The following is a 13,943-nucleotide window of genomic DNA, read 5'->3' on the forward strand; positions in this document are numbered from 1 at the left end:
GAGGATCCGTTCGGGAGCGAACGCTTCCGCTTTCTTTCCGGGGGCGTCAACCTTAGCGTAGCCAGCGAGCCTGGCCTCCTCCGGAGCGCCTGGGCGCTCTCCCATCGCTCGAAGCGTGGTCATGCGCGGCCTCTACGCCATCGTCGACACCGACTCGCTCGCGCGCCGCGGGCTCGATCCTGCGGCGTTCGCCGAGGCCGTCCTCGACGCGCGCCCCGCGGCGATCCAGCTGCGCGACAAGCGGGGCGGCGCGGCCCAGACGCTCTCGCTCCTCCGCGCGATCCAGCCGCTGGCCGCGCGCGCGGGCGTGCCGTTGTTCGCGAACGACAGGGCGGATCTCGCGATCCTCGCCCGCTGCGACGGCGTGCACGTCGGCCAGGACGACCTCCCGGTAACCGCGGTTCGCAGGCTGGCGCAGCGCGCTTCCGTCCCGCTGCGCGTCGGGCTCTCCACCCACACGTCCGCCCAGATCGAGGCCGCGCTGCGGGTGTCGAGCGAGCTCCGCGATTCAAGCGATTCCGGCGATTCCCTCGATCGCGTCGACTACGTCGCCGTCGGGCCGATCTTCGCGACCTCGAGCAAGGAGCGGCCCGACGCCGTGGTCGGTATCGAGGGGCTCGCGTCGCTGCGCGCCCTGGTCGAGCGGGCGCGTCCCGGGCTGCCGGTCGTGGCGATCGGCGGCATCTCGCTGGAGAGGGCGGCCGAGGTGGGCGCGCACTGCTCCGCCGCCGCGATCATCGCCGCGCTGCTGCCGGATCAGGGCACGCCCGCGCCGCGCGCCCTCGAGGAGGTGAGCGCGCGGGCGCGGGCGCTCCAGGCGGCGCTCGCGCTGGCGGGCGCGCGCGCGGCGCCCGCGGACAGGGGCGCGCGATGAGCCTCACGCTGCTCGCGGCGGCCGCCGCGGCGGTGGCCGCGACCGTGGGCTACATGGCGTCGCGCCGCGAGCGGGAGGCGCCGGGAGGGAACGGCGGCGAGCGCGCGCGAGGCGCGCCGGCGGCGCCCCCGGGGGACGCGCCGTGGCACGAGCTGCCGCTCGCGCTCGGCGACGTGGTCCTCGCCGGGAGCGAGGAGCGCTGGCTCTCGGGCGCGATCGTCGCGCGCGAGCGGGGCGAGATCGTCGCCGCGGTGTTCCTCGCGCCCGAGGGCGGCGCGCACGGGGCGGTCGTGGCCTTCCCCGCGCCCCGGCGCGAGATCCTGTGGCTCGCGCCTGCGGCGGCCGACTCGCCGGACGAGCCGCCGGCGACGCTCGAGATCGCGGGCGCGACCATGCGGCGGCGGGCGCGGCTGCCGGCGGCGCTCGAGCGGTGCGGGCAGGGCGCGCCCTCCGTGGGCGACGCAGGGATCATCGCCCTCTACGAGGGCGCCGGGCACGACGCGGCCGTGGTGCTCGCCAGCGAGGGGCGGATCCACGCGTGGGCCGGCCGGCGCGTCGAGGACGGCGGATACGACCGGCTGGGCGGAGGGGGCGAGGGCTGACGCCGGCCTGCGCGGCCTGCCAGGCATCGCAGCGTCGCGCGGCGCCTGTCAGCCGACGACGCTGCGCAGCTCCGCGATCAGCGACGCCATCGCGAGGCTCGGCGAGGCGTTGCGCTCGAGCTGCGCCACGGCGCGGGAGACCGCCGCGTAACGCCGGGCCGACAGGCCTGCGCGGCGCGGATCGGACGCGACCGCGGCGCGGGCCTCGCGGGCGAGCGCGGCGTTCAGCGCGCGGAGGTCGTCCTTGAGGGCGCCCTTGTCGCGGTCGACCGACTCGGCGAACGCGACGGCGGGGCCGAGATCCCGGGCGGCCGCGGCGTCGAGGACACCCTTCACGAAGGCGTCGCGCGAGGCGGTCTGCTCCTCGTCCGCGAGATCGAGCGCCGTGGACGCGCTGCCGGCGGCGAGCTCGACGGCGAGGTCGTGCCGCCCCTCGGGCACGCCGCGATCGCGGAGGACGCGGCGGATGAGGGCCTCGGAGAGCGGGGCGAAGCGCACGGGCAGGGTGCGCGAGCGGATCGTGTTGAGCAGGCGGTCGCCGCGCGAGGTCAAGAGGATGAAGTGGGTGCCGGGCCGCGGCTCCTCGAGCGTCTTGAGGAACGCGTTGGCTGCGCCGACGCTGAGGTCCTCGGCGTCGCGGACGATGAACACCCGAGCGCGCCCCTCGTGGGGCGGGTAGGCGGCGTGGGCGAGCACGATGGATCGGACCTGGTCGACCGAGATCTCGGTCAGCTCGTCGCGGCTCCGGCCGATGACGGCGGCGGGGTAGAAGTTCTTCGCGACGATCTGCACGTCGGGGTGGAGCGGCGCCGCGGGGCGCCCGTCGGAGCGCGCGGCCGCGCGCCGGCACGCGTCGCAGCGGCCGCAGCCGAGCGGGTCGCCCCCGGTGCAGACGAGCGCCTGGGAGAGGGCGACGGCCGCGAGCTCCTTGCCGACGCCCGGCGGGCCCTCGAAGCGGTAGGCGTGGTGCACGCGGCCCGCCTCGAGCGCGCGCACGAGCGTGCCGATCGCGGTGTCCTGGCCGAGGATGTGGGAGAACGGCACGGCCCGCTATCTAGCACGACCGGGGGTCGACCTGGTCCCGCTCCGCGCCGCGCGCGGCCGCCCGGCGGCGGCGTCCTTACCTTCCCGCGCGCGGTGGCGTCCTCGTCATCGGCGGCGCCCGCTCGCGCCGCGATGTGGCGTCCTCGTCATCGTCATTGCGCGTGGCGGTGATAGGTTGCCGCGCATGCGCGTCCTCGTGCTCGGCGGCACTCGATTCATGGGTCATTTCCTGGTCTATCGCCTGCTCGCGGCGGGCCACCAGATCACGCTGCTGAACCGCGGCGCGACGCCCGACACGTTCGGCGATCGGGTCGCGCGGGTCCGTTGCGATCGCGCGGCCGGCGATCTCGCGCAGGCGCTCGGAGGCCGCGAGTTCGACGCCGCGGTGGACTTCACCGCGTACACGGCCGCGGACGGCCGCGCGGCGGCCCAGGCGCTCGGCGGCGGGCGCGTCGGCCACTACGTGATGATCAGCACCGGCTCGGTGTACCTCGTCCGGGAGGCGTGCCCGCGGCCGTCACGCGAGCGCGACTACCACGGCCCCCTGCTCCCGGAGCCCGCGGGCGAAAAGGACCGCGAGGCGTGGTCTTACGGCATGAACAAGCGCGGCTGCGAGGAGGAGGTCGCCGCCGCCTGGCAGAGGGACCGCTTCCCCGCCACCGTCCTGCGCATCCCGATGGTGAACGGGGAGCGCGATCCCTACCGCCGCCTCGATCGGTACATCGTCCGCATGCTCGACGGCGGTCCGCTGCTCGTCCCGGACGGCGGCGGACACCCGGTGCGGCACGTCTACAGCGGCGACGTCGTGAGGGCGATCGTGAAGCTGCTCCTCGCGCCGTCGACCTTCGGCGAGGCGTACAACCTCTGCATGGACGAGACGCCGACGCTCCCCGAGCTGCTCGAGCTCATCGCCTCGCTGCTCGGCGCGCCGGCGCGGCTCGCGCCGATCCCGTCGGCGGCGCTCAGGGCCCGCGGCATCGATCCGGTCGCGATGTCGCCGTTCAGCGATCGCTGGATGTCGCTGCTGGATCCAGCGAAGGCAAAGGCGGAGCTCGGCTTCCAGCACACGCCGCTCCGGCGCTGGCTGGAGACGGTGATCACGTCGCTGCTCGCGAACCCGCCGTCCGAGCCGCCGGACGGCTACGAGAAGCGCGCCGAAGAGATCGCGCTCGCGGCGGAGCTCTCCGGCGCGGGGAGGGGTGGAGGGCGCTGACCCTGCGCGGGGCGCCCTCGCCCGCGGGGGGATAGAGAGGCAGGCGGGCGCTTTCGTTGAACCGGCGCCCGCCTTCTGCGAACCATCGGACGGAGGGAGATCTCGCGATGCAGGATGTGCAACCCAAGCGGGTGCTGGCGGCCATCGACGCCTTCCTGAGCACGCCGCTCGACGCGGCGCTGTCGCGGCACCGTGAGGCCGATCCGGCCGAGCGCGCGCTCGCGCTGTTCCACGAGGTCGCCGCCGCTGTCCCTGCCTACCGCCGCTTCCTCGCGGAGCACGGCGTGGACCCGGCGGCGGTCCGGACGCCCGCGGATTTCGCGGCGTTGCCGGTGATCACGAAGCAGAACTACGTGCTCAGGCACCCCATCGCGGATCTGTGCCGCGGCGGGCGAATCGAGCCGTGCGACATGATCGCGGTCTCCTCGGGCTCGACGGGCAAGCCGACGTTCTGGCCGCGCTCCATCACGGACGAGCTCCCGGTCGCCAGGCGCTTCGAGCAGGTGTTCCACGATGGCTTCCGGGCCGACACGCGCCGCACGCTCGCCGTCGTGTGCTTCGCGCTCGGCTCGTGGGTCGGCGGGATGTACACCGCCGCGTGCTGCCGTCACCTGGCGGCGAAGGGGTATCCGATCACGGTCGTCACGCCGGGCAACAACAAGGACGAGATTTTCCGCGTCGTGCAGGATCTGGGGCCGGCGTTCGAGCAGGTCGTCCTGCTCGGTTATCCGCCGTTCCTGAAGGACGTCATCGACACGGGGCGGGCCCGGGGCGTCGACTGGGCACCTTTCCGGATCAAGCTCGTGATGGCCGGGGAGGTGTTCAGCGAGGAGTGGCGGACGCTGGTCGGCGAGCGCGTCGGGTCGACGTCGCCCTGCTACGACTCGGCTTCGCTGTACGGGACGGCGGACGCCGGCGTGCTGGGCAACGAGACGCCGCTCAGCGTCGCGATCCGCCGGTTCCTCGCGCGGAGGCCGGACGCCGCGCGCGCGCTGTTCGGGCAGGACCGGCTCCCCACGCTCGTGCAGTACGACCCGGCGGAGCGGTTCTTCGAGCAGCGCGACGGGATGCTCCTCTTCTCGGGCGACAACGGCGTCCCGCTCGTCCGTTACGCGATCCTCGACAGCGGGGGCGTCACTCCACACGCGGAGATGATGGCGGCCCTGGCCGGCTTCGGCTTCGACCCGCGGCGGGAGCTCGACGGGGAGCGCGGGGCCCGGGAGCTCCCGTTCGTCCATGTGTTCGGGCGCTCGGATTTCACGGTGTCGTACTTCGGGGCGAACATCTATCCGGAGAACGTGGTCGTGGGCATCGAGCAGCCCGGCGTGAAGGAGTGGGTGACCGGGAAGTTCGTGCTGGAGGTCCGCGAGGGCGCGGACAGAGATGTGGTCCTCTCGGTGGTTGTGGAGCTCGCGCCGGGAGAAGGGGAGAGCGAGGCGCGGCGCGAGGCGGCGGAGCGGTCGATCGAGGAGCACCTCGTCCGGCTGAACAGCGAGTTCAGGAACTACGTGCCGGCAGGGAAGCGAGCGCCGCGGGTGACGCTGCGGGCGGCGGGGGATCCGGAGTACTTCCCGCTCGGGGTGAAGCACCGGTATACGCGCAAGCAGGGTGGGTGACGGCATCTGCGTTCGACGCGCCCTACGTCATTCTCTGGACGATTCTTGCCCTGTGCCTGCGCTCGCTGGGCCTGGCAGCCCGGCCGTGGCTGGGGCCATGTTTCATGGCAAGGCCGTGTAACCGAGCGCGGACGTCGACGGCGGTCACTCGGCCATGTGCATGTGGACGATAGGGGTGAATCGCGGTCAACGCCGATGGGGAGAAGAGGCAGATTCACGGCTCGTCGTCTATGATCTCGGCCTCGTCCAACGGATCGAGCTCCGCGCCGTCCTCGTCCGTGGGCGGGGCCGGGGTGATGGAAGCCGCTTCCCAGAGCGCCCAACAGAAGGACGCCACGTCGGGGAATCGCTCCGAAGCCTCGAACTCGATCGCTCGCTCCAGCACCTTCCGCACCGCGTCGCTGCACGGCAGCCGCTCGAGCACCCGCCCCGGATACCGCATCATGATCGGCGGCAGCTCCGCCCCATAGAGGCAGAACACCGCCGTCATGCCGAGCCCGTACACGTCCGCGCGCGCGTCGGCGTCCTGCGGGCGGTGCATCAGCTCCGGCGCCGCATAGAGGAAGGTCCCCAGCGCGCCGCTCCTCGTGCCCCCCGTCGTGTCGCGCGCCCAGACCAGATCGAAGTCCGTGATCCGGGGCAGCCCCTCTCCGTCGAGCAGGATGTTCGCCGGCTTCACGTCCCGGTGCACGAGCCCCCGCTCATGAGCGAACGAGATCGCCTCTCCAGCGCTGAGCAGCATCGGGATCACCCGCTCTGCTGGCAGCCGCTTCCCGATGACCGCGCTGTGCACGTCCTCGCCATGGACGAGCTCCATCACGAAGTAATGCCAGCCGCTGTCCTCGCCCTTGGGATCGAGCATGCGCACCACGCCGGGGTGGTCGAGCTCCGCCATCGCGCGCGCTCCCCGGAAGAACCGCTCCCGCCGGCTCTCGTCGCCCGCCAGGTTCGGGTGCAGCACCTTGATCGCGACGGGCAGGTCGCCCCGCCCCGCGTCGAGCGCGCGCCACACGGTCGCGAACCCGCCGCGCCCGACCCGTTCCAGCAGCAGGTACCGGCCGTCGCTCAGCTCCTCGCCGACGTGGAGCTGGCCGCCTTCCCTGCGCTTGCGCCGGAGGTCGACGATCTCCCGGTCCACCTGCTCGGTGCTCGCGCCGACGGCCCTCAGCCTCGCCTGCCGCTTCCGCGCGGCGGCGATCTGCCTGTCGACATCGCGGATCGCCTCGTCTGCTTCGCGCAGGCTCATGCCGAGCGCGCCGGGCAGCGCGGTTGCGCCGGCGAGCGCCGCCTTCGGCCGCGCGCTCGCGGCGGCTTCCTCCACCCCCGCGCGGATGCCCTGTACAACCTCCCTCCACGCTTCATCCGGATTGGCCCAGCTCGCCACCGCGGTTCCATCGCGAGGCAGCGCCTGGAGCTCCGCCAGCGGAGTGCCCTCCAGGTCGCACGCGCGCACCAGGATGGGCACCACGCGCGCCTCCCCGCTGCGATGCCGCTCCAGCGCTCGCCCGAGCTCGCGCTCGTAGCAGCTGTCCGAGGCGAGGAACGCCTCGCTCACCAGCAGCAGCACCACCTCGGCGGAGGAGAGCTCCGCCGCGATCGACTCGTCGCGCCTCGCGCCTGGGCCGATCCGGCCGCGGTGCCACGTGCTCACCAGGCCCTGCCGCTTGAGGGAGGCGAGGTGCGCCTCGAGCGCCTCGAGGTGCGACCGATCCGCGGGGGCGTAGGAGATGAAGACGTGGGCCGCCATGCGCAGGGGAGCGTCGCTGCGGCGGCGAGCTCGCTCGCGTCCCGGCCGCCCGCTCCGCGTCGACCAGGCTACCAGACGCGGCGCGGGCCCTCGACCCTCCGTGGATCCGCGCCGTCCGGGCCGTGGAAGCGGCCGGGGGGCTCCCCGGGGCGCGGGCGGTCGACCCGTGAGTCGAGATGCCCACGACGCCACCGCGGGGCCGCGCTCGTCGCGCTCGCTCAGCCTCTTCGCCTGGTCGTTGCTCGGTCCCTCCGGCCAGCGTCGCCGCGCGCCACGTCGGCTGTCGCCTCGGTGGTGCCAGCGGCCTTCGTCCGTGGGACGCGCTCGTTGCCGTCGCCGCCCGGCGCGCGCAGCCCGACGTCGCCGCCGTCGCATCGCATTACGTCGAACGAGGCGTGCCTGCGCGGATCGAGCGAGGCGCGCCTGTGCGGCAGGAACGGGAGCGCGTCGTGCCTCGTGATCTCGACCTTGTTCTCTTCGTCGATCGTCACGGTGAACGTGCGGTCCACGTCGCACGTCGTCTCGGGGTCCGCGAGCTGACCGCGCACATGGAAACTGGCGGTCGTGGCGCCGTCGTCCATGCGGGCGACGATGGTCCTCGACTCGTTGAAGGCGCTGATGGTCATTCCGGACAAGGCCGTCACGACGGGGGGCTCGGTCCACTCGCCGTCATGGTTCAGCTGAATGAGAAGGGGAGCCAAGGGATCATCCTCGGGATCCTTGTTGAACCACCCCGTCGCCCACAGCCCTTGCCAGGAGCTGTGGGCCACATTGACGCACTCGAGCGGTGGAGACGGTGGATTGGTCGAGCCGTCCTCCTCACACGCGGTGAGCCCCGCGGTCGCGACCACGAGCAGCAACTGCTTCGCTCTCTCCCTTTTACCCATCTCCCTGTCCTTCCTGCCTTCGGTGCGCCGCTCCCCCGCCATGCCGGCGGTCGCAGCGCGGCGGCCAGCCCTGCCATGACCATCCTAGGTAGCGGTGCGCCGACCTGGCGACCCACGCGCACGAAGACGACGATGTCGCGGCCCCATCCGTGCACCTCGGGCGCGGCCGGCGGCGCTCTCGCGCCGCGGGGGCGTCCTCTCGCGCTTGCTGGTAGAAGCTTCGCCCAGCACCCATGCTCAACACCTCTCCCCCGCTCATCGTCCTTGGCTGCGGCTTCACCGGCGCGGTGGTCGCCGGCCTGCGGAGGGCGTCCGGCGGCCGCGTCGTCGCGACGACGCGCTCGTTCGAGCGCGCCGCGGAGCTCGCGCAGGCAGGCATCGAGGTGAGCGTCCTCCCGGCCCTCACCGCCGAGGCCGTCGACCGGCTCGTGACGGACGGCGCGGACGTGCTCGTCGCCTTCCCGCCCGACGGCGCGACCGACGCCGCGATCGCGCCCTCGCTCCGCCGCGCGCGCGCGATCGCGTACGTCTCGTCGACCGCGGTGTACGGCGACGCGACGGGGCGCATCGACGAGGCGACGCCCACGTCGGCCGACGGCCCGCGCGCCGCGGCGCGCCTCGCGGCCGAGGACGTGTACCGCGCGCGTGGCGCCGTGGTGCTGCGCGCCGCGGGCATCTACGGCCCGGGCCGCGGCCTGCACCAGCGGCTCCTGCGCGGCGACTTCCGCATGACCGGCGTGGGCGATCGGCAGGGCAGGAACGTCGTCTCGCGCATCCACGTCGAGGACCTCGCGCGCCTCGCGCTCGCGGCGCTGGAGCGCGCCGCCCCCGGCGAGGCCTTCCTGGTCGCGGACGACGCGCCCGTGCCGCAGATCGAGGTCGTCCGCTGGCTCTGCGCGCGGCTCGGCCTCGCGCTGCCGGCCGGCGCGCCGCGGGAGGATCTGCACGAGACGCTCCGCCACGATCGCGCCGTGGACAACGCGAAGATCAAGCGCGCCCTCGGCATGGCGCTGCTCTATCCGAGCTACGTCGAAGGGTTCGAGGCGTGCCTGGCCGTCGAGGCCGAGGCGCCGGCCCCCGCGGCGAGCGAGCGCGGCCCGCGGCACCGCGGGTGAGCTGCGCTGGCATCGCGGGTGGACGCCGCGCGACCGCGCCGTTCGCCGCTCGCGCTGCTACGACTCGTCGTCCGCGCTGCCTTGCGGCGGCTCCTGCGGCTCCGTCGCGTCGAGCCGGTCGAGCTCGCGAAAGAGCGCGTCCAGATCGAGCGTCAGCCCCTCGCAGCCCGGGACCTCCGGGAGCACCCCTCCGGGCGCGGTGAGGCGGTGGTGGTAGAGCCCGCCGCGCGCGAGCTCGTGGATCTCGAGGGTGCGGAGCTGCGGATCGAGCAACCAGTACCAGCGCACCCCGAACGCGGCGTACTCCTCGAGCTTCTCGACGCGATCGCGCCGGCTGTCCCGCGGCGAGGGGGAGACGATCTCGACCATGATGTCCGGCGGGACGCCGACGGCGCCACGGGCCGGGGGCCTCCGCGAGGTCGGAAGGAACGCCGACACGTCGGATTTGCGCCCGCGCCGCGGCCTGAGCGCGTACTTCACCTCGGAGCCGAAGACGAAGCCGCCGCGCGGGATGAGCCAGGCCCGCAGGGTGTGGATGAGCCAGGCGACGGCCAGCTCGTGGACGCAATCGGGCATCTCTTCCTCGACCAGGCGGCCATCGATGAGCTCACCGGCCTCGTCTTCCGGCAGCGCTGCCCACTCCGCGACGGACAAGAGGCGGGCTGCCTGGGGCTCAGGATACGGGCGCTGGCTCACGCCTGAAAAAGTACCATCACCGCGCGCCTCGTGCCCGGTCATGAGCGGGGTCGCGCGGCGCGCCTGCAAGGCGCGGCGACGCACGATGTCCAGCGAGGCATCCATGTAGGCCGTGAAAATCAGGCATCGACGGACGGGAGGGCCGCGACTAGTGTCGAGGTTCTTGGAGGATCGTTGGATGAAGCTTGGGTATTGGATGGTGCTTGCACTTGCGGCTGCCGCGGTGGGCGCAGGCTGCGGTGATGACGAAGGCGCGAGCAGCGGCGTCGGGCCAGGCGGCTCGGGCGGGGCCGGCGCCGGAGGCGCTGGAGGCGGAGGCGCCGGAGGCGCCGGTGGAGAGGGCGGCACGAGCGACGGCGGGAGCGGCGGGCAGCCCCCGACGCCGCGGTGCGAGCCGTCCGACCCCGCGCTGGCCGACCGCGACGCGGACGAGCTGTACGCGGCGGAGGAGGTCCCGCGCTTCGACTTCTATCTTCCGGAAGAGCGCTGGGCGGAGCTCAAGGAGAACGCCCGTGACGAGCAGTATGTCGAGGCCGAGGCCTGCTACAAGGGCAAGAGCCTGGGCGTGGTGGGCCTGCGCTTCAAGGGGGGTTACGGCACCCTGGACATGTGCTTCGACGGGGAGGGAAACCTCACCTGTCCGAAGCTCAGCATGAAGGTGAAGTTCGACGAGTACGTCGACGGACAGCGCTTCTACGCGCAGAAGCGCCTGAACTTCCACTCCATGATCTGGGACCCCACACGGCTCCACGAGCGGATCGCCTATGGCCTGTTCCGGGAGATGGGCGTGGCCGCCCCGCGGAGCGCGTGGGCGACGCTGAGCGTGAACGGCGAGTCGCAGGGGCTCTTCTCGATGGTCGAGGACGTGGATGGCCGCTTCCTGGAACACCACTTCTCCGACGCTCCGGACGGCGATCTCTACAAGGAAGCGTGGCCGGTCTCGGACGACGCCGGCTACTACGCGGAGCGGATCGAGACGAACGAGGACGCGGCCACGCACAGCCGCTTCATCGCGTTCTCGACCGCCCTCGCGTCCGCCGAGGGCGCGGGGCGCCTCTCCGCGCTGTCGGAATGGACGGACATCGAGCAGCTGCAGCGCTACATGGCCGTCGACGAGACGATCGTCAACTGGGACGGCGTCACGACCTACTATGCCAACGAGGCCGGCGTCGCCGCCAACCACAACTTCTACTTCTACGACGAGTCCTCGTCGGGCAAGTTCCACCTCATCCCGTGGGATCTCGATCAGACCCTCGGCCCCAGCACCTACTTCGGCCACGTGCCGCGCTGGACGGAGACGCCGGCGGACTGCAGCGCCTTGGTCCCTGTGTTCATGGGCTCCGAGCTCGTGCGCCCGCCGGGCTGCGACGCGCTGTTCGGCGCCTTGAACCAGGACGCAGCGGGCTACAAGGCCGCGCTCCAGGCGCTCTATGAGGGCCCGTTCAGCGAGGGGCGGCTCGAGGAGCAGGTCGACAAGTACGCGGCGCTGATCCGCGCCGCCGTCGAGGAGGACCCGCTCGGCCCCGGGCTCGCCGGGTGGGAGCCCGCGGTGGAGCGCCTCAGGCACGAGCTGCCGATCTTGCGAGAGCGCCTGGGGCGCTTCGCGAGCGACACGCCGCTCGCGCCCTTCTCGTTCACCGCGACGGGGATCAACGACTTCGAGGCCGCGGACACGCTCGGGCTCTACGTCGGGACGGTGGTGTCCACCAACAACGCGTCGAGCGCCGTGCCGGGCCTTTCGCAGGAAGATCCGCTGAACGGCGCGCAGAGCATGCTCCTCCGCTTCGATTTCCGCGACGAGGCGGCTCCCTGGGGGCAGTACGTGTACTTCGGGGTGCCTCTCGCCGAGGGCGTGATCGACGCGACCGCGCTCGAGGGGGTCCGCTTCTGGGCGCGGGCGGAGGCGGCGCGGGGGATGCGCTTCGACGTCGAGAGCCCGGCGCAGAGCGAAGGGCTCACGGGGGTCCGTCACGGGTGGGACGTGCGGCTCACCGCGGAGCCGACGCTGATCGAGCTGAGGTTCGCCGACATGGCGCTCCCCGGCTGGGCCATCGATCAGGGGCGCGACCCGGGCGACGACGTGAACGACGTGCTCCGATCGATCGTCGGCCTCTCCTTCAGCGCGGAGATGAACGGCGTTCGCGCGAACGGCTTCCTCGGCAAGGACAAGGTCGACTCGGGCACCATCGAGATCGATGACGTCGAGTTCTTCGGCCCGACGTCCGAATCACCCTGAGCGACGGATACGGAGGCCCGGAGCCGAGCGCCCCGGGTCTCCGCGCCTCCGGCGGCGGAGCCCGAGGCCCACGGCGAGGAGCAACGCGGCCCCTCCGCCGGCGGAGGGCGCGTCGCCGCCGAGGCTGCAGCTGCAGCCCGCCGACTCCCCGCTCCCGCTCGCGTCCCCGCCGGCGCCGGTGGAGGGAGCTCCGCCCGAGCCCGATCCGGCCCCGCCCGAGCCCGACGCGGCGTCGCCCGCGCCGACCGAGGCGGCCACGTCGAGCGTCGGACCCGCCGACGTCGTGGTGGCAGGAGACGGCGGCTCCTCGGCGCACATGCCGGCCACGCACCGCTCGCCCGCGGGGCAGACGATGCCGTCGCAGAGGTCGACGCACGCCCCGCTACGGCAATAGGTGCCCTCGCCGCACGCGACGTCGGCGCACGCCGCCTCGACGCACCGCCCGGTGTCCGCCGCGCAGCGGTCGTCCGACGGGCAGCCCCGGCAGCCGCACTCGACAACGCACACGCCGCTCTCGCACACCTCGCCGGCGCCGCACGTCACGCCGTCGCATGGATCCAGGCAGCGGTCGCCGCGACAGGTCTGGCCGTGCGGGCACACCACGCCGTCGCACGGGGCGCGGCACACGCCGTCATGGCACACCTGGCCGACATCGCACTTCGCGTCGACGCACGCCTGCTCGACGCACAGGCCCTCCACGCACACGAGCCCAGGATCGCACGGGAACTCGGCCGAGCCGCAGCGGTTCACGCAGCGGCCGCGGCTGCACACCTGGTCTTCCGGACAGGGCGCCTCCTCGTCGACGATGTCGTCGCAGTCGTTGTCGATGCCGTCGCACTGCTCGACCTGGCTGCCAGGCTCGACGATCGGCGTGCAGATCGCCTGTCCCTGCGCGTCGCAGTCCGAGATCCCCGCGCGGCACGCGCCCACGTTCTCCTCGACCTCGCACGGCTGGCCGGCCGCGGGGCACGTGATGCCGGAGAAGCGGAACAGGAAGTCCTCGTAATCGAGGTCGTTGCCGTTGACGCCCGCGGCGCCGGCGGCGTTCCGGAAGTCGAGATCCTCGAACCCCAGGTAGAACGTGTTGGCGAGCTGGTTCGACCTGTAGATGAGATCGGAGTACCAGGGCCCCGGACTCGCGCACGCCGTACACTCCACGTTGAACCGATGCTCGGTGTAGTGGTACTGCGTGGCGTTTCCATCGCCGGTGCCGTTCGGGTTGGGGATCAGCACGAAGCCGATGAGGCCGCCCGCGTAGGCGGGGTTCTCCCGGATCGAGACGGCCGTCAGCTCGCGCTTCTCTGCGGGCGGCAGAGCGCCAGAGAACGGAAAGAGGATCTGGATATCGCTCTCCGGCGCCGGCGTGCCGAGGTTGGCGCCGGTGTCCACAGGGACGTACCGCGGCGGGTCGCCGCTGTCGCGGGCATCATCGACGTTGTACCAGCCGACCGCGAAGTTGGCGCCTCCTCCCTTGTCGATGTACTTGCCGCTGAACTCGCAGAGCGGCGAGAACACCTGGGGCTCCACCGCGGCGTCGACCACGACGTCGATCATCTCGTCGAGGCTGTCGTTCTTTGCCGAGCCGTTCAGCAGAGAGCTGAGCCGGTTCGTGATCACGGGGATGACGGTGCCGTTCGGCTGCACCACGTCCGCGCGCGCCGTCCCGCCCGCGGCGAGCGCCACGAGGAGGGCCACACGCCACGCGAGAGCAGACGGTTTGTTGGGGGTCGACCAGCGCATCGGGCTTCTCCTTCCGACAGGATATGTGAGTCCGGATCGTAAATTGGACTCGAGTTTCGCTCTCCTGTCCAGATGCCGCGCGCGCACGAACGCGCCAAGCAACGACGGATGTGGATGATCAACGCACTTGAGGACACCCTGTATCTGTGCGTGCGAAGACGAGTGATCCCCTT

Annotated in this window: 11 protein-coding genes; 6 read left to right on the forward strand and 5 right to left on the reverse strand. The window is 72.6% G+C overall.

Features of this window, described 5'->3' with window-relative positions; translation table 11 throughout:
* Window positions 1–121: 121 nt before the first annotated feature.
* Both POL72_RS36690 and POL72_RS36695 read left to right on the forward strand, forming a co-directional pair.
* Complete coding sequence (locus tag POL72_RS36690) at window positions 122–874, forward strand: thiamine phosphate synthase (protein ID WP_272101462.1); 753 nt, start codon at window positions 122–124, stop codon at window positions 872–874.
* Complete coding sequence (locus tag POL72_RS36695; protein WP_272101463.1) at window positions 871–1,476, forward strand: hypothetical protein; 606 nt, start codon at window positions 871–873, stop codon at window positions 1,474–1,476. Before POL72_RS36690 ends, POL72_RS36695 begins: the two co-directional genes overlap by 4 nt.
* A 48-nt stretch (window positions 1,477–1,524) precedes the next feature.
* Here the strand turns inward: POL72_RS36695 and POL72_RS36700 are convergent, their stop codons facing one another.
* Complete coding sequence (locus POL72_RS36700; RefSeq protein ID WP_272101464.1) at window positions 1,525–2,520, reverse strand: DNA polymerase III subunit; 996 nt, start codon at window positions 2,518–2,520, stop codon at window positions 1,525–1,527.
* Window positions 2,521–2,704: 184 nt separating this feature from the next.
* Here POL72_RS36700 and POL72_RS36705 point away from each other — a divergent pair, with 184 nt between their 5' ends.
* On the forward strand, window positions 2,705–3,733 hold the full coding sequence (locus POL72_RS36705; protein WP_272101465.1) for an NAD-dependent epimerase/dehydratase family protein: 1,029 nt from the start codon (window positions 2,705–2,707) through the stop codon (window positions 3,731–3,733).
* A 107-nt stretch (window positions 3,734–3,840) separates the two neighbouring features.
* A complete protein-coding gene (locus POL72_RS36710; RefSeq protein WP_272101466.1) occupies window positions 3,841–5,349 on the forward strand; it encodes a phenylacetate--CoA ligase family protein in 1,509 nt (502 codons plus the stop codon).
* Window positions 5,350–5,563: 214 nt separating this feature from the next.
* Here POL72_RS36710 and POL72_RS36715 read toward each other — a convergent pair whose 3' ends face one another.
* Together POL72_RS36715 and POL72_RS36720 are read right to left on the reverse strand one after the other, a co-directional pair.
* Window positions 5,564–7,096 (reverse strand): protein kinase domain-containing protein, encoded by a 1,533-nt coding sequence (locus tag POL72_RS36715; protein WP_272101467.1) that lies wholly within the window; start codon window positions 7,094–7,096, stop codon window positions 5,564–5,566.
* A gap of 218 nt (window positions 7,097–7,314) precedes the next feature.
* Entirely contained in the window at window positions 7,315–7,983 is a 669-nt protein-coding gene (locus POL72_RS36720) for a hypothetical protein (RefSeq protein WP_272101468.1), read from the reverse strand.
* A gap of 233 nt (window positions 7,984–8,216) precedes the next feature.
* Here POL72_RS36720 and POL72_RS36725 point away from each other — a divergent pair, with 233 nt between their 5' ends.
* Window positions 8,217–9,098, forward strand: coding sequence for an NAD-dependent epimerase/dehydratase family protein (locus POL72_RS36725; protein ID WP_272101469.1), 882 nt, complete (start codon window positions 8,217–8,219; stop codon window positions 9,096–9,098).
* 57 nt (window positions 9,099–9,155) lie between these two features.
* Here the strand turns inward: POL72_RS36725 and POL72_RS36730 are convergent, their stop codons facing one another.
* A complete protein-coding gene (locus tag POL72_RS36730) occupies window positions 9,156–9,899 on the reverse strand; it encodes a Uma2 family endonuclease (protein WP_272101470.1) in 744 nt (247 codons plus the stop codon).
* A 73-nt stretch (window positions 9,900–9,972) separates the two neighbouring features.
* Here POL72_RS36730 and POL72_RS36735 point away from each other — a divergent pair, with 73 nt between their 5' ends.
* Window positions 9,973–12,030: a CotH kinase family protein gene (locus POL72_RS36735; RefSeq protein WP_272101471.1), complete on the forward strand. Its 2,058-nt coding sequence runs from the start codon at window positions 9,973–9,975 to the stop codon at window positions 12,028–12,030.
* Here the strand turns inward: POL72_RS36735 and POL72_RS36740 are convergent.
* Window positions 12,022–13,770: an MYXO-CTERM sorting domain-containing protein gene (locus tag POL72_RS36740; protein ID WP_272101472.1), complete on the reverse strand. Its 1,749-nt coding sequence runs from the start codon at window positions 13,768–13,770 to the stop codon at window positions 12,022–12,024. The two genes, POL72_RS36735 and POL72_RS36740, sit on opposite strands and share 9 nt — an antisense overlap.
* Between the last annotated feature and the right edge of the window lie 173 nt (window positions 13,771–13,943).

The organism is Sorangium aterium (genome assembly GCF_028368935.1).
Classification (GTDB): Bacteria; Myxococcota_A; Polyangia; order Polyangiales; family Polyangiaceae; genus Sorangium; species Sorangium atrum.

Excerpts from the sequence above, each read along its gene's own strand:
- POL72_RS36730 (WP_272101470.1), bottom strand. The coding sequence starts at position 9,899 with ATGGATGCCTCGCTGGACATCGTGCGTCGCCGCGCCTTGCAGGCGCGC.
- POL72_RS36725 (WP_272101469.1), top strand. The coding sequence starts at position 8,217 with ATGCTCAACACCTCTCCCCCGCTCATCGTCCTTGGCTGCGGCTTCACC.
- POL72_RS36715 (WP_272101467.1), bottom strand. The coding sequence starts at position 7,096 with ATGGCGGCCCACGTCTTCATCTCCTACGCCCCCGCGGATCGGTCGCAC.
- POL72_RS36735 (WP_272101471.1), top strand. The coding sequence starts at position 9,973 with ATGAAGCTTGGGTATTGGATGGTGCTTGCACTTGCGGCTGCCGCGGTG.
- POL72_RS36695 (WP_272101463.1), top strand. The coding sequence starts at position 871 with ATGAGCCTCACGCTGCTCGCGGCGGCCGCCGCGGCGGTGGCCGCGACC.
- POL72_RS36740 (WP_272101472.1), bottom strand. The coding sequence starts at position 13,770 with ATGCGCTGGTCGACCCCCAACAAACCGTCTGCTCTCGCGTGGCGTGTG.
- POL72_RS36720 (WP_272101468.1), bottom strand. The coding sequence starts at position 7,983 with ATGGGTAAAAGGGAGAGAGCGAAGCAGTTGCTGCTCGTGGTCGCGACC.
- POL72_RS36690 (WP_272101462.1), top strand. The coding sequence starts at position 122 with ATGCGCGGCCTCTACGCCATCGTCGACACCGACTCGCTCGCGCGCCGC.
- POL72_RS36705 (WP_272101465.1), top strand. The coding sequence starts at position 2,705 with ATGCGCGTCCTCGTGCTCGGCGGCACTCGATTCATGGGTCATTTCCTG.
- POL72_RS36710 (WP_272101466.1), top strand. The coding sequence starts at position 3,841 with ATGCAGGATGTGCAACCCAAGCGGGTGCTGGCGGCCATCGACGCCTTC.